This window comes from Sphingomonas sp. 2SG (assembly GCF_005503285.1).
Classification (GTDB): domain Bacteria; phylum Pseudomonadota; class Alphaproteobacteria; order Sphingomonadales; family Sphingomonadaceae; genus Sphingomonas; species Sphingomonas taxi.
This window is the reverse complement of record NZ_SCMZ01000038.1, coordinates 1-19786: the sequence shown is the minus strand read 5'-3', so window position 1 is coordinate 19786 and position 19786 is coordinate 1. Positions and strand designations below refer to the sequence as shown.

At 69.8% G+C, this 19786-nt stretch carries 16 protein-coding genes and 1 pseudogene; 16 read left to right on the top strand and 1 reads right to left on the bottom strand.

Features of this window, described 5'->3' with window-relative positions:
- Positions 1-10: 10 nt before the first annotated feature.
- The 15 genes from FFS23_RS14680 to FFS23_RS14610 all read left to right on the top strand — a co-directional run bounded on the left by FFS23_RS14680 (position 11) and on the right by FFS23_RS14610 (position 18717).
- Entirely contained in the window at positions 11-1426 is a 1416-nt protein-coding gene (locus FFS23_RS14680; protein WP_137899181.1) for a UDP-N-acetylmuramoyl-L-alanyl-D-glutamate--2,6-diaminopimelate ligase, read from the top strand.
- 145 nt (positions 1427-1571) lie between these two features.
- Entirely contained in the window at positions 1572-2936 is a 1365-nt protein-coding gene (locus FFS23_RS14675; protein ID WP_137899180.1) for a UDP-N-acetylmuramoyl-tripeptide--D-alanyl-D-alanine ligase, read from the top strand.
- Positions 2936-4006 (top strand): phospho-N-acetylmuramoyl-pentapeptide-transferase, encoded by a 1071-nt coding sequence (gene mraY / locus FFS23_RS14670; RefSeq protein ID WP_038662171.1) that lies wholly within the window; start codon positions 2936-2938, stop codon positions 4004-4006. The genes FFS23_RS14675 and mraY overlap by 1 nt, the downstream gene beginning before the upstream one ends.
- A complete protein-coding gene (gene murD / locus FFS23_RS14665) occupies positions 4003-5298 on the top strand; it encodes a UDP-N-acetylmuramoyl-L-alanine--D-glutamate ligase (protein WP_137899179.1) in 1296 nt (431 codons plus the stop codon). Before mraY ends, murD begins: the two co-directional genes overlap by 4 nt.
- The gene (locus tag FFS23_RS14660) at positions 5295-6527 is read left to right on the top strand and encodes an FtsW/RodA/SpoVE family cell cycle protein (protein WP_245640690.1); all 1233 of its coding nucleotides are present in this window, start codon (positions 5295-5297) and stop codon (positions 6525-6527) included. The genes murD and FFS23_RS14660 overlap by 4 nt, the downstream gene beginning before the upstream one ends.
- Positions 6512-7669, top strand: coding sequence for an undecaprenyldiphospho-muramoylpentapeptide beta-N-acetylglucosaminyltransferase (gene murG, locus FFS23_RS14655; protein ID WP_038662162.1), 1158 nt, complete (start codon positions 6512-6514; stop codon positions 7667-7669). The genes FFS23_RS14660 and murG overlap by 16 nt, the downstream gene beginning before the upstream one ends.
- Entirely contained in the window at positions 7669-9084 is a 1416-nt protein-coding gene (murC, locus tag FFS23_RS14650; protein ID WP_171009508.1) for a UDP-N-acetylmuramate--L-alanine ligase, read from the top strand. Before murG ends, murC begins: the two co-directional genes overlap by 1 nt.
- Positions 9081-9281, top strand: a complete 201-nt coding sequence (locus tag FFS23_RS14645) for a hypothetical protein (protein ID WP_038662156.1) — start codon at positions 9081-9083, stop codon at positions 9279-9281. The genes murC and FFS23_RS14645 overlap by 4 nt, the downstream gene beginning before the upstream one ends.
- A complete protein-coding gene (gene murB / locus FFS23_RS14640) occupies positions 9260-10180 on the top strand; it encodes a UDP-N-acetylmuramate dehydrogenase (protein ID WP_171009507.1) in 921 nt (306 codons plus the stop codon). Before FFS23_RS14645 ends, murB begins: the two co-directional genes overlap by 22 nt.
- A gap of 205 nt (positions 10181-10385) precedes the next feature.
- Positions 10386-11339 (top strand): D-alanine--D-alanine ligase, encoded by a 954-nt coding sequence (locus FFS23_RS14635; protein WP_137899178.1) that lies wholly within the window; start codon positions 10386-10388, stop codon positions 11337-11339.
- Complete coding sequence (locus tag FFS23_RS14630) at positions 11336-12265, top strand: cell division protein FtsQ/DivIB (protein WP_137899177.1); 930 nt, start codon at positions 11336-11338, stop codon at positions 12263-12265. The genes FFS23_RS14635 and FFS23_RS14630 overlap by 4 nt, the downstream gene beginning before the upstream one ends.
- Positions 12265-13527: a cell division protein FtsA gene (gene ftsA, locus FFS23_RS14625; protein ID WP_038662151.1), complete on the top strand. Its 1263-nt coding sequence runs from the start codon at positions 12265-12267 to the stop codon at positions 13525-13527. Before FFS23_RS14630 ends, ftsA begins: the two co-directional genes overlap by 1 nt.
- A 112-nt stretch (positions 13528-13639) precedes the next feature.
- Entirely contained in the window at positions 13640-15166 is a 1527-nt protein-coding gene (gene ftsZ / locus FFS23_RS14620; protein WP_137899176.1) for a cell division protein FtsZ, read from the top strand.
- Positions 15167-15451: 285 nt separating this feature from the next.
- Entirely contained in the window at positions 15452-17554 is a 2103-nt protein-coding gene (locus FFS23_RS14615; protein ID WP_249340693.1) for an SPOR domain-containing protein, read from the top strand.
- A complete protein-coding gene (locus tag FFS23_RS14610; RefSeq protein WP_137899174.1) occupies positions 17551-18717 on the top strand; it encodes a deoxyguanosinetriphosphate triphosphohydrolase in 1167 nt (388 codons plus the stop codon). The genes FFS23_RS14615 and FFS23_RS14610 overlap by 4 nt, the downstream gene beginning before the upstream one ends.
- A gap of 296 nt (positions 18718-19013) precedes the next feature.
- Here the strand turns inward: FFS23_RS14610 and FFS23_RS14605 are convergent, their stop codons facing one another.
- Positions 19014-19310 carry a hypothetical protein gene (locus FFS23_RS14605; RefSeq protein WP_137899173.1) on the bottom strand — a complete coding sequence of 99 codons (297 nt, stop codon included), beginning with the start codon at positions 19308-19310 and terminating at the stop codon, positions 19014-19016.
- A gap of 199 nt (positions 19311-19509) precedes the next feature.
- Here FFS23_RS14605 and FFS23_RS20330 point away from each other — a divergent pair.
- Positions 19510-19786, top strand: a pseudogene (locus tag FFS23_RS20330) (DUF1800 domain-containing protein); the annotation flags it as partial.

The window sequence follows — 19786 nt, the reverse complement described above, 5'->3', positions numbered from 1 at the left end:
AGGGGGTGTAATGAGACTGGGCGCACTCACCGGCGGCGGCGAAGAGGCGATCGTCACCGGCTTCGCGATCGATCATCGCAAGGTCGCCCCCGGCACCGTCTTCGGCGCCTTTCAGGGCGCGCGCGTCAACGGCGAGGAGTATATCGCCGATGCCGTCCGCTCGGGCGCGATCGCGGTGGTGACGCGGCCCGGCGTGCCGGTCGAGGGCGCGGTGGCAATCGTCGACGACAATCCGCGCGAGCGGTTCGCGCGCGCCGCGGCGACCTTCTTCGCGCCCTTCCCGGAGGTCGCAATCGCGGTCACCGGCACCAACGGCAAGACCTCGACCGTCGAGATGACGCGGCAGCTCTGGCGGATGGCAGGCGCGCATGCCGCCTCGATCGGCACGCTCGGCGTCACCACCGCCGACGAGCGCGTGACGACCGGGCTGACCACGCCCGACGTCGTCACCTTCCTGTCCAACGTCGCCGGCCTCGCGCGCGAGGGGATCACGCACGTCGCCTTCGAGGCGTCGAGCCACGGCCTCGTCCAGTATCGCACCGAGGGGCTGAGCGTCGCCGCGGCGGCCTTCACCAATCTCAGCCGCGACCATCTCGATTATCACGGCGACATGGGCGCCTATCTGACCGCCAAGCTGCGCCTGTTTTCCGAAGTGCTGAGCCCCGAAGGCACCGCGGTGGTCTGGGCCGACGACGTGCATGCGGCGCGGGTGATCGACCTCGCGCAGGCGCGCGGCAACCGACTGGTGACGGTCGGCGAGCGCGGCGCGACGCTGCGGCTGGTCGGGCGCGACCCGACCCTGCTGGGGCAGGGGCTGACGATTGAGGCGGAGGGGGAGACGCATCGCGTCACGCTGCCGCTGATCGGCGGTTATCAGGCGGCCAACGCGCTCGTCGCGGCGGGCCTCGTCATCGCGACCGGCGGCGACGTCGCGCGGACGATCGCCGATCTCGCGCGGCTGCAACCGGTGCGCGGGCGGCTGGAGCGGGCGGCGATCGCGCGCAGCGGCGCGCCGGTCTATGTCGATTACGCGCATACCCCCGATGCGCTCGAAGCGGCGATCGCCGCGCTCAAGCCGCATGCCGGCGGCCGCCTGATCGTCGTGTTCGGCGCCGGCGGCGACCGCGATCCCGGCAAGCGTGAGACGATGGGGCAGGTCGCGCAGATGCAGGCCGACCTCGCCATCGTCACCGACGACAATCCGCGCACCGAGGACCCCGCGACGATCCGCGCCGCGATCCTCAAGGGTGCGACCAACGCCCGCGAGATCGGCGACCGCCGCGCGGCAATCGCCGCGGCGATCGCCGAGGCGGGGCCGCAGGACATCGTCCTGATCGCCGGCAAGGGCCACGAACAGGGCCAGATCGTCGGCGACATGGAACTGCCCTTCGACGACGTCAGCGTCGCGCGGGAGTATGCCGCGTGAGCCGGGACAACCGCCCAACCTACCCGTCACCCCGGACTTGTTCCGGGGTCCACCCGTTCGCGCGGACAGCACTCGGACAAACAACCGTTCTCCTCGCCGCAGAGTGGACCCCGGAACAAGTCCGGGGTGACGGGGCAGTGCAGCCATGACGGCGCCCCTCTGGACCGCAGCCGAAATCGCCGCCGCCACGGCAGGCACCGCCTCGACCGATTTCGCCGCCACCGGCGTCGCCTTCGACAGCCGCGAGGTCGGCCACGGCGACCTGTTCGTCGCGCTGACCGGCGAGAGCACCGACGGCCATCGCTTCCTGCCGCAGGCGTTCGTTCAGGGCGCGGCGGGCGCGATCGTCTCGGATCCGACCGATCATCCGCACGTCCGCGTCGCCGACACCTTCGCGGCGCTCAACGACCTCGGCCGCGCCGCCCGCGCGCGCATGGCGGGGACGGTGATCGGCGTCACCGGCTCGGTCGGCAAGACCAGCGCCAAGGAGGCGCTGTTCGCCGCGCTCGACCGGTCGCTGGCCGGCGCGGTCCACCGCTCGGTGAAGAGCTATAACAATCATACCGGCGTGCCCCTCAGCCTCGCCCGCATGCCGCGCGACACGAGGATCGGCGTGTTCGAGATGGGCATGAACCACGCCGGCGAGCTCGCCGAACTGACGAAACTGGTGCGGCCGCATATCGCGATCGTCACCGCGATCGCGCCGGCGCACACCGCCTTCTTCCCCGACGAAAGCGCGATCGCCGACGCCAAGGGCGAGATCTTCCGCGGTCTCGAACCCGGCGGCGTCGCGATCGTCCCCCATGACAGCCCGCATCGCGACCGGCTGATGGCCGCTGCGGCCCCTTATGCCGCGCGCACCGTCACCTTTGGCCTGACGAAGGGCGCCGACGTCCGTGCGATCGAGGCGATGCGCCTGCCGACCGGCGGCTCGTTCGTCACCGCGCAGATCGGCGAACGCGAACTGTCGTTCACTCTGTCGCAGCCGGGGATGCACTGGGTGTCGAACGCGCTCGCGGTGCTCGCCGCGGTCGATGCCGCCGGTGCCGATCTCGCCCGCGCCGGCCTCGCGCTTGCCGAGATGGGCGGCCTCGCCGGCCGCGGCGCGCGCTTCGTCGCGCCGAGCGACGTGCTGGTGATCGACGAAAGCTACAACGCCAATCCCGCCTCGATGCGCGCGACGCTCGCGGTGCTTGCCGAGGAACCGGGCCGTCACCTCGCCGTGCTCGGCGAGATGCGCGAACTCGGCGATGCCTCCGACGCCTATCACGCCGATCTGGCCGGACCGGTGCTTGCCGCGCGGGTCGAAGCGGCCGTGCTGGTCGGCGAAGCGATGGCGCCGCTCGCCAAGGCCCTTGAGGGACGCACCCAAGTCATGCATGTGGCCGACGCCGCCGCCGCGCTCGGCCGGGTGAAGGCCCTGGCCCGCGCCGGGGATGCGGTGCTCGTCAAAGGGTCTAACGGTGTCGGGTTGTCGCGCGTGGTCGCGGGCCTGGGGGGCGGAACGTAATGCTATATTGGATCGCCGAGCATCTGGGCTTCACCGGATTGCTGAACCTCATCCGCTACCAGTCCTTCCGGACCGGTGCGGCGGTCGCGACGGCGCTCTTCATCGGCCTCATCATCGGACCGCGCTTCATCGGCTGGCTGCGCGTCCGCCAGGGCAAGGGCCAGCCGATCCGCGCCGACGGGCCGCAGACCCATCTCGCCAAGCGCGGCACGCCGACGATGGGCGGGCTGATGATCCTCACCGCGATGAGCCTCGCCATCCTGATCTGGATGGACCTCAGCAACCCCTATGTCTGGTCGTGCCTGTTCGTGACACTCGGCTTCGGCGCGATCGGGTTCATGGACGATTACGACAAGGTGCGTAAGGCGAGCACCGCGGGCGTCTCGGGCCGCACGCGTCTCCTGCTCGAATTCGCCATCGCCGGCATCGCGTCGTGGATCATCATGGGGCAGAACGGGCCGCACCTCTATCTGCCGTTCACCGACCGGCTGTATCTCGACCTCGGCTATGCCTTTCCGCTCTTCGCCGCCTTCACCATCGTCGCCTTCGGCAATGCGGTGAACCTCACCGACGGGCTCGACGGGCTCGCGACGATGCCGGTCATCATCGCCAGCGTCGCCTTCATGCTGATCGTCTATCTGGCGGGCAACGTGAAGTTCGCCACCTATCTCGGCATCCCGCACGTGCCGGGGGCGGGCGAACTGGCGATCTTCTGCGGCGCGGTGATCGGCGCAGGGCTCGCCTTCCTGTGGTTCAACGCGCCCCCCGCGGCGGTGTTCATGGGCGATACCGGCAGCCTCGCGCTCGGCGGCGCGCTCGGCACGATCGCGGTGGTCGCGCATCACGAGATCGTGCTCGGCATCGTCGGCGGCCTGTTCGTCGTCGAGGCCATGTCGGTGATCATCCAGGTGTTCTTCTACAAGCGCACCGGCAAGCGCGTCTTCCGCATGGCCCCGATTCACCATCATTTCGAACAGCTTGGCTGGAGCGAACCGACCGTCGTCATCCGCTTCTGGATCATCAGCCTCGTGCTGGCGCTCGCCGGCCTGTCGACGTTGAAGCTGCGGTGATTACCGCCAAGGCCTTTGCCGGGAAACGCTATGCGGTGCTCGGCCTCGCCCGCTCGGGCCTCGCGACGGTGCAGGCGCTCGCCGCCAGCGGCGGCTATGTCGTCGCCTGGGATATGAACGCCGCGGCGCGCGAACGGGTGACGCGGATCGACGGCGTCATCGTCCACGATCCGCTGCAACTGGCGCTCGACGGCGCGGCGGGGCTGATCGTGTCGCCGGGCGTGCCGCTCAATGCGCATCCCTTGGTCGATCATGCCCGCGCCGCGCAGGTGCCGGTGATCGGCGACATCGAATTGTTCGCACAGGCGCGCGGCGAGCTTCCACCGCACAAGGTCGTCGGCATCACCGGCACCAACGGCAAATCGACCACCACCGCGCTCATCCACCATATCCTAAAGGCCGCGGGCGTCCCGACGCTGATGGGCGGCAATATCGGCCTGCCGATCCTCGAACAGCAGCCGCTGCCGGCAGGCGGCGTCTATGTGCTCGAACTGTCGAGCTACCAGCTCGACCTGACGCAGAGCCTCGATTGCGACGTCGCAGTGCTGCTCAACATCACCCCCGACCATCTCGACCGCTACGACGGCTTCGAGGCCTATGCCGCCTCCAAGGCGCGGCTGTTCGCGATGCAGTCGCCGCAGCATGACGCGATCATCGGCATCGGCGATGCCCCCTCGGCGCAGATCGCGCGCGGCCTGTCGGCACGCGGCGAGCATCTGACCAAGATCGCGCCGGGCGTCTGCATGGACCAGTCGCGCTGGCCGGCGCTGCAAGGCCCGCACAACGCCCAGAACGCGCTCGCCGCGATCGCCGCGGTCAAGGCGCTCGGCGTGTCGGAAGCGGACATCGATCGCGGCCTCGCCAGCTTCACCGGCCTGCCGCACCGGATGGAGACGGTGGCGATCCGCGACGGCGTCACCTTCGTCGACGACAGCAAGGCGACCAATCCGGAAAGCGCCGCGCCCGCGCTCGGCGCCTTCGGCCGCATCCACTGGATCGTCGGCGGCAAGCGCAAGGGTGACGACCTCGACGCCTGCGCGCCCTATTTCGATCGCGTCGCCGCCGCCTATACGATCGGCGAGGCCGGCCCCTTGTTCGCCGACCTGCTCGCGGACCGCATCCCGTCGGTGACGCACAGCGGCGACCTCGCCACCGCGGTCGCGCAGGCCGCCGCCGCGGCGCGGTCCGGAGACACCGTGCTCTTGTCGCCGGCCTGTGCTAGCTTCGATCAGTTCCGCGATTACGAGGAGCGCGGTGCCGCGTTCCGCGCGGCGGTGGAGGCCCTCGCATGACCAGTGCCGGTATGACCGACGCCGACCGCGACACGCTGATCGCCAAGGTCAAGCGGCGCGGCGGGCGCGGCGATCGTTCGCCGCTCGGCACGTGGTTCTGGGACATCGACCGGATGCTGCTGCTGCTGACGCTGTTCCTGATCGCGATCGGCCTGATCGCGGTCGCGGCGGCGAGTCCGGCGACGGCGGTGCGCTATTCGGGCGAGCATCACAAATTCACGCCGCTCTATTATTTCTGGCGGCAGCTCATCTGGGTCGGCATCTCGCTGCCGGTGCTGTTCGGCGTGTCGATGCTGCCGGTGCCGCTGGCGCGCCGGCTGGCGCTCGGCGGCGCGGCGGTGCTCGTCGTCTGTCTCGCGCTGACCCCGTTCGTCGGCAACAGCATCAACGGCGCGCGGCGCTGGATCGGCTATGGCTTCGCGCAATTCCAGCCGTCCGAGTTCCTCAAACCTTTGTTCATCGTGACGGTGGCGTGGCTGCTGTCGCTCAAGGCCAAGGACCCCGAGCTGCCGACCGTGCTCATCACCGGCGCGATGACCGGGCTGATCGCGGTGCTGCTGATGCTCCAGCCCGACTTCGGCCAGACGGTGATCTTCTGCACCGTCTGGATGGCGCTGCTGATGATCGCCGGCACGCCGATGCGCATCCTCGGCGGGATCATCGCGATGGTGCCGGTCGGGCTGGTCGCGGCGTACATGTTCTACGGCACCGCGCGCAATCGCATCGACGCCTTCCTGTTCCCGAGCGTCGAGGGCGAGGGGGCGAGCGACCATTTCCAGACCAACGCCGCGCATGCCACGATCACCAGCGGCGGCTGGACCGGCACCGGCCCCGGCGGCGGCACCGTCAAGTTCGGCCTGCCCGAGGCGCATACCGATTATATCTATTCGGTGATCGGTGAGGAATTCGGCCTGATCGCCTGCGCGATCATCGCGATCGTCTTCCTGGCGATCGTCGTGCGCGTCTTCGTCAAGCTGCTCGACGAGCAGGACGAGTTCAAATTGCTTGCCGCTTCGGGGCTTGCGGTGCAATTCGGCGCACAGGCCCTGGTGTCGATGGCGGTCAACACCGGCCTCGCACCGTCGAAGGGGATGACGCTGCCGTTCATCAGCTATGGCGGTTCGTCGATGATCGCGCTGTCGATCGGCATGGGGCTGCTGCTCGCGTTCACGCGGCGCAACCCGTTCCTGACGCGCAGCCCGTATGTGGTGAGATGGGGATCGAATTGAGCAAGCATTACGTCCTCGCCGCCGGTGGTACGGGGGGGCATATGGTCCCCGCCGCGGCGCTGGCCGAGGAATTGACCCGGCGCGGCCATCGCGTCGCCCTCATCAGCGACCAGCGCGGCGTCCGCTTCCCCGGCCTGTTCGACGGCATCCAGACGCACGTCCTGCCCGCCGGACGCTTCCAGGCGAAACGCCCCCAAGGCTGGCCTTCGGCGGTGCGCGAGATGCTGCGCGGCCGGGCGATGGCGCGCGAATTGTACCGCACGTTCAAGCCCGCCGCGGTGATCGGCTTCGGCGGCTATCCGGCGATGCCGGCGCTGCTCGCCGCCTTCGCCGACAAGATCCCGACCGCGGTGCACGAACAGAATGCGGTGCTCGGCCGCGTCAACCGGCTCGTCGCCGGCCGCGTCGATGCGATCGCCACCTCTTATGCGACGACCGAGCGGCTGGCGGTGAAGCATGAGGGCAAGGTCCATCTCGTCGGCAATCCGGTGCGCGACGCGGTCTTGGCGCTGCGTACGCGGCCTTATCCGTTGCTCGAGGAGGACGGCATCTTCCGCGTCCTCGTCACCGGCGGCAGCCAGGGCGCGAGCATCCTCAGCCAGGTGGTGCCCGACGGGCTCGCGATGCTGCCGATCACCTTCCGCCGCCGGCTGCAGGTGACGCATCAGGCGCGGATCGAGGATATCGACGCGGTGCGCGCGCAATATGCCGAACATCAGATCCCGGCCGAACTCGCCACGTACCTGCCCGACATGCCCGAACAGCTCGCCTGGGCGCATCTGGTCATCGCCCGCGCCGGCGCCTCGACGATCGCCGAGCTGACCGCGGCGGGCCGCCCGGCGATCCTCGTGCCGCTGCCCGGCGCGACCGACGATCATCAGACCGCCAACGCCCGCGAGATCACCAAGGCGGGCGGTGCGCGCACCATCCCGCAGCCCGAATTCACCGCGGTGGAACTCGCCAAGCAGATGCAGAAGCTCGGCCTCGATCCCGTCGCGCTCGAAAATGCCGCGACCCGCGCCCAAAGCGTCGGCCGCCCGCATGCGGTGCGTGACCTCGCCGATCTCGTCGAAAGCCTCGATTCCCCCGTCTCGCGCCTGCCGGTCGGCAAGGCCGCTCCGCACAAGGAGGCGTTCGCATGATCCGCGGCGTCGCGACCGATATCGGCCCGATCCATTTCGTCGGCATCGGCGGCATCGGCATGTCGGGCATCGCCGAGGTGATGAAGAACCTCGGCTATACCGTACAGGGCTCCGACGTCGCCGAGGGCTATGTCGTGCAGGGGCTGCGCGACAAGGGCATCGCGGTGACGATCGGCCATGCCGCCGCCAACGTCGCCGACGCGGCGGTGGTGGTCACCTCGACCGCGATCACGCGCACCAATCCGGAGGTCGAGGCGGCGCTGGAACGGCGCATCCCCGTCGTCCGCCGCGCCGAGATGCTCGCCGAGCTGATGCGGCTCAAATCGACCGTCGCGGTCGCCGGCACGCACGGCAAGACGACGACGACCTCGATGGTCGCGGCGCTGCTCGACGCGGGCGGGATCGATCCGACCGTCATCAACGGCGGCATCATCAACAGCTACGGCTCGAACGCGCGCCTCGGCGCGAGCGATTGGATGGTGGTCGAGGCGGACGAGAGCGACGGCAGCTTCCTGCGCCTCGACGGCACGATCGCGGTGGTCACCAACATCGATCCCGAGCATCTCGACCATTACGGCTCGTTCGACGCGGTCAAGGACGCCTTCGTCGAGTTCGTCGAGAACGTGCCTTTCTACGGCGCGGCCCTGCTGTGCCTCGATCACCCCGAGGTGCAGAACGTGCTGCCGCGCGTCCGCGACCGCCGCGTCGTCACCTATGGCTTCTCGGCGCAGGCGGATATCCGCGGCGTCGACGTCACGCCGGTGCCGGGTGGCAACCGCTTCGACTGTGTCGTGCGCGAGCGCGACGGCACCACCCGCGCGATCGAGGGGATCGAGCTGCCGATGCCCGGTCGCCACAACGTCCAGAACGCGCTCGCCGCGATCGGCGTCGCGCTCGAACTCGGCATCCCCGATGCGACGATCCAGCAGGGGTTCTCCGCTTTCGGTGGCGTCAAGCGGCGCTTCACCAAGGTCGGCGAGGTCGCGGTCGACGGCGGCTTCGTCACGATCATCGACGATTACGGCCATCATCCGGTCGAGATCCGCGCCGTGCTCGCCGCCGCCCGTGAGGGCGCGCGCGGCCGGGTGATCGCGGTCGTCCAGCCGCACCGCTATTCGCGGCTCGGCAATCTGATGGAGGATTTCCAGACCGCGTTCAACGACGCCGATCGCGTGCTCGTCACCCCGGTCTACGCCGCGGGCGAGGCGCCGGTCGAGGGCGTCGATGCGCAGGCGCTGGTCGACGGACTCAAACGTCGCGGCCATCGCTCGGCGGCGACGATCGCCGACGCCGATGCGTTGGCGGACGAACTGGCGGCGACGATCCAGCCGGACGACATGATCGTCTGCCTCGGCGCGGGCGACATCACCAAATGGGCGGCGGGGCTGGCCACGGCGATCGGAGAACGGCGATGAACGACTGGTTCGATGCGGGACTGAAGCTCCAGAAGCAGATGCTCGATGCGCAGCGCAAGTCGCTCGAGGCGGGCGGCCATGCCGTCGGTGCCGGCGAGGCGATGGTCCAGGCGCAGGAGGCGACGCGCAAGGCCGCCGAGGCCAATCTCGCCGCGATCCAGGCGTGGACGCGACTATGGGGTGTCGGCCCTTGGTGACTGCGGGAGTCATCGATCTGCCGGCCGTGCGCGGGCGCCTGACCGGGGGCGCGCCGCTGGCGCCGCTCGTCTGGTTCAAGTCGGGCGGCACCGCGCAATGGCTGTTCGAACCCAAAGACGCCGACGATCTCGCGGATTTCCTCCGCGATCTCGACCCGGCGGTGCCTGTGATGGCGCTCGGCCTCGGCTCGAACATGATCGTCCGCGACGGCGGCGTGCCCGGCGTGGTGGTGCGCCTCGGCAAGGCGTTCGCGCAGGTCGAGCGGCTGGACGACACGAGCCTGCGCTGCGGCGGCGGGGCGAGCGGCATCCTCGTCTCCTCGACCGCGCGCGATGCGGGGATCGGCGGGGTCGAATTCCTGCGCTCGATCCCCGGCACGGTCGGCGGTTTCGTGCGGATGAACGGCGGCGCCTATGGCCGCGAGGTCAAGGACGTGCTGGTCGAGTGCGACGTCGTGCTGCGCTCGGGCGAGCGCCGGACACTCGCCGTCGCGGATCTCGGCTATACCTATCGCCACAGCGCGCTGCCCGCGGGCGCGGTGGTGATCGCCGCGACCTTCCGCGGCCATGCCGCCGAGCCCGCCGCGATCGGCGCGGAGATGGACCGGATCGCCGCCGAGCGCGAGGCGTCGCAGCCGCTGCGCTCGAAGACCGGCGGCTCGACCTTCAAGAATCCCGCGGGCCACAAGGCGTGGGCGCTGATCGACGCCGCCGGCTGCCGCGGCCTGACCCGCGGCGATGCGCAGGTGTCGGAGAAACATTGTAATTTCCTGCTCAACCTCGGTTCGGCCACCTCGGCGGAGATCGAGGCGCTGGGCGAAGAGGTACGCGACAAGGTGAAGGCGCAGTCTGGCGTGACATTGGAATGGGAAATCCAGCGGGTCGGGGTGGCCAAGTGATGGCGTTGGTTCATGGGGCTCGGTCGGTTCCCTCGAAAGGTTTGTCACCCCGGACTCGTTCCGGGGTCCACCGGGCCACAAGCGAATGGTCTCGCCTCAAGCCCCGCTCCTCGCCGCGGAGTGGACCCCGGAACGAGTCCGGGGTGACGGTGCGTGCGGGGAAGGGCATTGCCCCATGCAAATGGTCATGGCGGGTGGCGAAGTGATGCACATCGTGGTTCTCATGGGCGGCTGGTCCGCCGAACGCCCGGTATCGCTGCAATCGGGCAACGGCTGCGCCGACGCGCTCGAATCGCTCGGCCATCGCGTCACCCGGATCGACATGGACCACGACGTCGCCGCGCGCCTCGCGGAGGCCAGGCCCGATCTCGTCTTCAACGCGCTGCACGGCTCGCCGGGCGAGGATGGCAGTGTGCAGGGCATGCTCGACCTGATGGGCATCCCCTATACGCATTCGGGCCTCGCCACCTCGGTGATCGCGATCGACAAGGTGCTGACCAAACAGGTGCTCGTCCCCGCCGGCGTGCCCATGCCCGGCGGCCGCATCGTCAAATCCGCCGAGATCCACGAGCGCGACCCGCTCCAGCGCCCCTATGTGCTCAAGCCGATCAACGAAGGCTCGTCGGTCGGCGTCGCGATCGTCACCGACGACGGCAACTATGGCAATCCGATCGGCCGCGACGTCGAGGGACCATGGCAGAGGTTCGAGGAACTGCTCGCCGAGCCCTATGTCCGCGGCCGCGAGCTGACCACCGCGGTGCTTGGTGAGCGCGCGCTCGGCGTTACCGAGCTGAAACCCAAGAACGGCTGGTACGATTTCGACGCCAAATATACCGACGGGCTCACCGAACACGTCTGCCCGGCGGACATCCCCGACCAGATCGCCGACGCCTGCAAGAGCCTCGCGCTCGAGGCGCATCGCCTCCTCGGCTGCAAGGGCGCGTCGCGCTCCGACTTCCGCTGGGACGACGAGCGCGGCGTCGACGGACTGTTCCTGCTCGAGGTCAACACCCAGCCCGGCATGACGCCTTTGAGCCTCGTTCCCGAACAGGCGCGCCATATCGGCATGAGCTATGCCGAGCTGGTCCAGGCGATCGTCGACGAGGCGCTGCGGGACCCGGCGTTCAATGGCCGGCCCGAGAAGGATCACCGGGGATGAGCCGGACGATCAAGCGCGGGCCGCCGCCCAAGCGGCCGACCGGACGGCGCCGGCAGCCGGTGCGCAAGGTGTCGCTGTTCGAGCGCGCGGTTTCCGCCGTGCCGGTCAGCGAGGAGACGATCCGCAAGGCGGCGACCTGGACGATCACCGGCGGCGGCATCGCGCTGGCGCTCGCCGCGGTGACGTGGATCGGCATCCCCGGCATGATCGGCGCCGCCATCGCCGAAGGCGCGGGGCAGGCGGGCTTCCGCGTCGAGCAGATCGAGGTGACCGGGCTCAAGCGGATGGACCGGATGAGCGTCTATGCGGTCGCGCTCGACCAGCAGAGCCGCGCGATGCCGCTCGTCGATCTCGAGGCGGTGCGCCAGAAGCTGCTCCGCTACGGCTGGATCGCCGACGCCCACGTCTCGCGCCGGCTGCCCGACACGTTGCTGGTCGATATCGTCGAGCGCAGCCCGGCGGCGGTGTGGCAGGACAATGGCCAGCTGACCCTGATCGACAAGGACGGCGTGCTGCTCGAACCCGTCCGGCCCGATGCGATCCCGGATCTGCCTTTGGTCATCGGCCCTGGCGCCGACCGGCAGGAGGCGGGCTATCAGGCGCTGCTCGCCGCCGCGCCGGCGCTGAAACCACGCGTCAAGGCGGCGACCTGGATCGGCAACCGCCGCTGGGACCTCACCTTCGACAGCGGCGAGACGCTTGCACTGCCCGAGGACGGTGCGCCCGCGGCGCTGCTGAAATTCGCCGAACTCGATGGCGCACGGCCGCTGCTCGGGCGCGGCTGGATCCGTTTCGATATGCGCGATCCGAGCAAATTGGTGGCGCGGAAGCCGGGGGCGAGCATGGCGCACAACGTGCCGGACCCGAGCGAGGTGGCGACACCGTCGACCGATACGACCAACATGCGAGCGGGGGCTGAGGGCTGATGGCGAAGGTTGCACCGGAAGGATTGATCACGGCGCTCGATATCGGGTCGTCCAAGGTCTCGGCGATGATCGCGCAGAAGGGCGACGGCGGCGAGCTGATCGTGCTCGGCACCGGCCAGCGCGAGAGCCGCGGCGTCAAGCGCGGCTATATCGCCGACATGGCGGCGACCGAGGCGGCGGTGCGCGAGGCGGTCGAACAGGCGGAGCGGATCGCCGGCATCAACATCGAGAACGTCTGGGTCGGCTTCTCCGCCGGCGGCCTGGTCAGCGACGTCGCCGAGGTCGAGTTCGAGCTGGGCGGCCATCGCGTCGAACAGCAGGATATCGACGCCCTGCTCGCCGCGGGGCGCAATTCGATTGATCCGCAGGGGCGGATGGTGCTCCACGCCCAGCCCGCGCTCTACACGCTCGACGGGCTGACCGGCGTCAAGAAGCCGCTCGGCCTGCATGCCGACCGGCTCGGCGTGCATATCCACGTCGTTGCCGCCGACGGCTCGCCGGTCCGCAACCTCGATCTGTGCGTCCGCTCGGCGCATCTCGAAGTGAAGTCGATCATCGCCGCGCCGGTCGCGACCGGGCTCGCCTGCCTGTCCGACGAGGAGCGCGAATTGGGCGTCGCGCTGGTCGAGCTGGGCGCGGGGATCACCAACGTCTCGCTGTTCGCGGGCGGCATGCTCGTCGGCCTGTGCTCGATCCCGATGGGCGGGCAGGACATCACCGACGATATCGCCAGCGCCTTCGGCACCCGCCGCGCGCAGGCGGAGCGGATGAAATGCTTCCACGGCTCGGCCAACGCGAGCCCCCGCGACAATCACGAAATGATCCCGGTGATGCCGATCGCCGCCGAGGATGACGTCCATGGCGGGATGCAGATCACCAAGGCGCAGTTGATCGGCATCGTCCGCCAGCGGCTGGAGCATCAGATGGACGAGATCCGCAAATCGCTCGCCCAGCTGAAGTTCGAGGGGCCGGTCGGGCGGCAGGTGGTGCTGACCGGCGGCGGCGCCGAGCTGAAGGGCATCGCCGATTACGCGCAGCAGGCACTCGGCCGCTCGGTGCGCATCGGCCGGCCGCGCGGGCTGACCGCTCTGCCGGAGGCGCATGGCGGGCCGGCGTTCGCGACGCTGGCGGGGCTCGCTTTCTACGCCGCAGCCGATCCGATCGACCTGCGCGGGGTCGCGCCGCAGCAAACCACGGTTCATCGGCAGCGTGGCATGGGCATGATGCGCAAGCTGATCCAGGCCGCGCGCGCGAATTATTGAGGGCCGATGACGACGATTGCGCGTTTTCTGTGGCACCGCATGAGTCGTTGAGGCAAAAGGTTAAATCAGTGTCCCGGCGCGTTTACCCGGATGGGGCGGAGAAAGTTACGTCATGAGCATCGAATTCATCACTCCCGAGGTCGACGAACTGACCCCCCGTATCGCCGTGATCGGTGTCGGCGGTGCCGGCGGCAATGCCATCGCCAACATGATGCGCGCCGACGTGCAGGGCGTCGACTTCCTCGTCGCCAATACCGATGCGCAGGCGCTCAAGTCGTCGATCGCGCCGCATCGCATCCAGCTCGGTGCCAAGATCACCCAGGGTCTCGGCGCCGGTTCGCGCCCCGAGATCGGCCGCGCCGCGGCGGAAGAGACGATCGACGATCTCGCCAAGCGGCTCGAGGGCGCACACATGTGCTTCATCGCCGCGGGGATGGGCGGCGGCACCGGTACCGGTGCGGCGCCGGTGATCGCCAAGGCGGCGCGCGACATGGGGATCCTCACCGTCGGCGTGGTGACCAAGCCGTTCAGCTTCGAGGGCAACCGTCGCGCCAAAAGCGCCGACGGCGGCATCGAGGAACTGCAGAAGTATGTCGATACGCTGATCGTCATCCCCAACCAGAACCTGTTCCTGATCGCCAACGCCAACACGACGTTCAAGGAAGCGTTCGAGATGGCGGACGAGGTCCTCCAGCAGGGCGTCCGCGGCATCACCGACCTGATGGTCATGCCCGGCCTCATCAACCTCGATTTCGCCGACGTCCGTTCGGTGATGCAGGAGATGGGCAAGGCGATGATGGGCACCGGCGAGGCGAGCGGCGACAATCGCGCGCTCGAGGCGGCGCAGAAGGCGATCGCCAACCCGCTGCTCGACGGCGTCAGCATGCAGGGCGCCAAGGGCGTCATCATCTCGATCACCGGCGGCGACGACATGCGCCTGCTCGAAGTCGACGAAGCCGCGAATCATATCCGCGATCTGGTCGATCCCGATGCCAACATCATCTGGGGCTCAGCGTTCAATCCCGAGCTCGAAGGCCGCATCCGCGTGTCGGTGGTCGCCACCGGCATCGATTCGGACGCCAAGCCCGGCGCCGCCGCGCCGGCGCCCGAAGCCGCCAAGTCGTTCAGCTTCGGCATGGGCCGCAAGACCGACGACAGCACCTCGTTCCGCCCGACCGGCGCGACGCCGTCCGAGCCCGCGCCTGCGCCGGCCACAGCGCCTGCACCCGCAGCGCCGGCCGCGCCGCTCGATCTCCAGCCCACCGATGCGGTGAAGCCGGACGCGCGCGCCGCCGCGAGCGACGACGAACTGGTGCTCGGCGCCGAGACGATCGTTCCCGCCGCGCCGCAGCCGCAGCCGCAGCCGCAGCCGCGTGCATATGGCGAGGAATCCTATGCCGCACCGGCGCGCACGCCGGCACCGGCGCCGGACGCTGCGGCCGGTCGCCGCCCGTGGATCGCACCGGGCAGCGAGGCCGCCGCGCCCGACGCCGCACCGCAGCCGCGCGTCAAGCTCGGCGGCACGTTGTTCGAGCGTATGTCCAACGCCGCGCGCGGCCCGGCGCGCGACGAAGCGCCCGAAGACGGCAAGGACCCGATCGACATCCCGCGCTTCCTCCACCGCCAGAACAACCAGTAACGCTAAATTCCTCCCTCGCTTCAGCGGGGAGGGGGACTGCCCGGCGCAGCCGGGTGGTGGAGGGGGCGTGCCCGCATACGACCACGTTCGCCGTATCCTCCCCCTCCGTCAGTGCTTCGCACTGCCACCTCCTCCTGGCGGGGGAGGAATATAGTTTTCTCCCATCCGAGCTTGCCCCACCGATGTTCGTCGCCGTCCAGCCTCCGTTCGCCGCGCGGCCCGTCATCGGACATTGCCGGTTCAGGAGCGCTCGGCTCTAGTCGCCGCGATCTCATGCGATTTTCGTTGTCCCCCTTTCTGGCGCCCGCCGCGCTCCTGTTGGCGACCGCGCCTGCCGCTTTGTTCGCGCAGGAGGTGGTGCAGGCGCTGCCTGGCACCACCGATGCCGACCGGCTTGCCGAACAGATGCGCGCGCTCGCGTCCAATCCGCGCGATCTCAACGCGCTGATCGCCGCCGCCGACCTGTCGCTGTCGCTCGGCGATCTCAGCGGTGCCGCCTCGCTCTACGCGCGTGCCGAAAAGGTATCGGCGGGCGATCCGCGCATCAAGGCGGGCGAGGGCGCCATTCTGGTCCGCTCCGAGCGCCCCGGCGAGGCATTGCGCTATTTCTCGCAGGCCGAGGCCGCCGGCGCCGACGTCCGCCGCTTCGCCGGTGATCGCGGGCTCGCCTACGACCTGATCGGCCAGCAGGAGCGCGCCCAGCGCGACTATCGCCTCGCGCTCAAGACCGATCCCGACGACGAGATCGTCCGCCGCTACGCGCTGTCGCTCGGTATCTCGGGCAAGCGGGAACAGGCGCTCGAACAGCTCGACCCGCTGCTCCGCAAGACCGATCGCAGCGCCTGGCGCATCCGTGCCTTCATCCTCGCGATGGGCGGCGATCAGGCCGGCGCCGAGAAGATCGCGACCACCATGCTGCCGCCCGGCATGGCGCAGGGCCTGATCCCGTTCTTCCGCCGGTTGCCCGCGCTGCCCGCCGCCGACCGGGCGTTCGCGGTGCATTTCGGTGAGGTCCACACCACGCCGGAACGGCTCGCCGATTCGCGCCTCGCGCCGATCCTGCCGCAGCTCGCGCCCGAGCCGGCGCCGGTCGCGCTCGCCGCGGTGCAGCTCGTCGAACAGCCCGGCAAGAAGGACCGGCGCCGGCGCGGCAGCCGCGATGGCGTCGCGCTCGCGTCGACCACGCGAAGCGTGGCGGCACAGCCGTCCGTCGCCACCCGGACGCCGACGCCCGCGCCGACCTATCAGCAGGCGACCGCGGCGCTTGCCCGCGTCCAGCCGCTGCCGTCGCAGCCGCAGAGCGCGCCGGTGACGCTGGCCAGCACGCCGACGTCGATGCCCACGCCGACACCGACCCCGGCGCCGACACCCGCCCCGGTGACCGCATCCGCAGTGCCGCCGGTCCGGACGACTAGCCCGACGGTGACGCAAGCCGCGCCCGTACAACTCGCATCCGTGCAGCCGCGCCCGTCGGTACCCGCCACGAGCGTCCCGACGCCAACGCCAACGCCAACGCCCACCTTCGGCGCGACGGGATCGACGCGGCCTGCCGCGACCCCGGCGCCCGCACCCGGCTTCACCGCCGCACCGGCGCAACCCGTCGCGGCGGCGCCCGCCACCGCTGCGCCGACGCCCGGCTTCACCGCGGTCGCGCCGTCGCCGGTCAATCCGCCCGCCACGGTGACGCCGAGTCAGCCCGCGGTTACCGCGACCGCCACCCCGCCGGCCAATTACAGCGCGCCGCCGTCGCGCGCCGAGGCGGACAGCGTGCTCGCACGCATCGTCGCCGGCCTGTCGATCCCGGCGTCCGAGCTCGGCGTGACCGAGCCGGTCAAACCCGCGCCGCTCGCCGCGATCCCGCCCGCCGACACCGCCGCGCGCGTGATCGCCGAGGCCAAGGCCAAGGAAGCGCGCGACGCCGCCGCGGAGAAGGCGCTGGCGATTCAGGCCGCCGCCGAGAAGCGCGCCGCCGACCGCAAGGCCGCAACCGACAAGAAGGCGCTCGCCGCCAAGAAGCTCGCCGATGCGAAGAAGCTCGCCGACGCCAAGGAGGCCGCCGAAGAGAAGAAGGCGGCCGTCGAGGAAAAGCGCCTCGCCCGCGCCAATCCGGAACGCATCTGGGTGCAGGTCGCCGGCGGCGCGAACGAGAACGATCTGCCCAAGGCCTATGCCGCGGTAAAGGCGAAGGCGCCGACGGTGTTCGGCAGCCGCAGCGCGTGGTCGACGCCGCTGCGCGCCACCAACCGCGTGCTCGTCGGCCCGTTCAAGACCGACGCCGAGGCGCGCAGCTTCGTCAACCAGCTCAAGAAGGAGGGCGTGTCGACCTTCACCTTCACCAGCGACGCCGGCCAGGCGGTCACCAGGCTGTCGGCCGGCAAAAGCAAGTGAGCGCACGCGCGCCCTGGGCATCTGACCCGGCGCGCAGCAAAGGTCGCCGTTACGAGGAACAGACCGGGACCACGCGCGGCCCGCGCGACGATTTTCAGCGCGACCGCGACCGCATCATCCATTCGATCAGCTTCCGCCGCCTGCGCCACAAGACGCAGGTGTTCATGGCGCCCGATGGCGACCATTTCCGCGTCCGCCTGACCCACAGCCTCGAAGTCGCGCAGATCGGCCGCACCATCGCGCGCGTGCTCGGCCTCAACGAGGATCTCACCGAGGCGCTGTGCCTCGCGCACGACATTGGCCACCCGCCGTTCGGCCACGCCGGCGAGGATGCGCTCAAGATCGCGCTCGCCGATGCCGGCGGCTTCGATCACAACGGCCATACGTTGCGCGCGCTGACGCTGATCGAGCGGCCCTATCCGCGCTGGAACGGGCTCAACCTGACCTGGGAGACGCTGGAGGGGCTCGCCAAGCACAACGGCCCGGTCCGCCACCCCGGCTGGGCGCTGCGCGAGGCGGACGCGCAATTCCCGCTCGATCTGACCAGCCACGCCAGCCTCGAAGCGCAGGTCGCGGCGATCGCCGACGACATCGCCTATGACAATCACGATATCGACGACGGGCTGCGTGCCGGGCTGCTGACGCTCGACCAGTTGCTCGCGGTGCCGATCGTCGCGCGCGGCTGGCAGGGGGCGTGTGCGCGCTTCCCCGACGTCGCGCCCAAACGGCTGGCGAGCGAATTGGTACGCAGCCAGATCGGCACGATGGTCAACGACCTGATCGAGGAGACGCGCCGTCGCATCGCCGCGTCGGGCGTGACCAGCGCCGACGACGTGCGCGCGGCGGGGGAGGCGCTCTGCGGCTTCTCGCCGGCGATGCGCGAGGAGGAGCGCGACCTCAAGCGCTTCATGTACGCCAACCTCTACCACCATCCGCGCCAGCTCGAAGCGGCCGACACCGCGCACGGCATCGTCACCGGCCTGTTCGCGGCCTATCGCGCCGACCCCGCCGCGATGACCGCCGAATGGGCCGAGGACGTGCCGCGCGACGAACCCGGCCGCAGTCGCCACATCGCCGATTTCATCGCCGGCATGACCGACCGCTACGCGATCGCCCGCTATCGCGAACTGGTCGGCGCCATCGAGCTGCCCGAGGGGTTTTAGGGAAGGGCGCGCCGGACGTGCGGGATGGGGCTAGACATCGCGCGCTCACGACATCCCGTGGCCCACCGGGTCACGGAAATGCGGTCCCTCCCGGAACAAGTCGACACCACTGGAACGCTCCACCAGTGCTCCTGCGAACGCAGGAGCCCAGGGTTCCGAACGCCGTCAGCCGTTGCTCTGCTTGGCCCTGGGTTCCTGTGTTCGCAGGAACACTGCAAGCGACGCTTGGCGCGACGAACCTTCGCGAAGGTTGTGCAGCGGTCCGGGGTTGTCGGCAGGGTAACCCCGACAAGACCTTACCGCGACGCCAGCCGCGTCGGGTTCACCGCGCCGCGGGCGTCGGCGGTGCGGAACGACACCGGCACGCCGTTGGCGGCACCGGTCACGCGGCTGCCGTGCACGACGAAGCGGAATCTGTCGCCGCCCGGAAAGCGGCGGCCGCGGATGACGTGGCGGTCCGCCGACGCGTCGGTCGTCGTATAGACATAGGTCGATCCCTCATGCTGGAACGTCCGTTCGCCGTCGCGCGCCATTGCGCTGGTTGGGATGAGGGCGGCCGCCGTGACGGCCAGAATAGCAACAGTCTTGCGCATGATCGCCTCCCGCAAAGTGCATCGAGCCCGATCAGGTCCCCTCCCGCCTTGTCGCGGTCTTTATATTGCGATGCAGCATCGCTGCCGAATGCAAATCCATATCGGACCGATTGTCATGCGTGCAATCGCGCCGATGAGGCCGGCATAGTTCTGCGACATTTCGGACCTATCCTGCGCGTCCGGGAGCGAGGAGCGTCGGATGTCGGAAGCTGCCATCGCATTGAACAGGTTCGGCTTAGGGGCTCGTGCGGACGAGTCGCCGCCGGCCGATCCGCGCAACTGGCTGACGGCGCAACTCGCCGCCTACCAAGCGAACCCGGCCCCGATCGCCGCCGCGCCGACCAGCGCCAGGGTCGCTGCCGACCTTGCCGCCTATCAGGCGGCGCAACGCCAGATTCGCCAGATGCCGGCCCCGACTCCGGCCCCGACTCCCGCGCCGACTCCGGCCCTCGCGCCGCCCCCGCCGCCGATCGTGC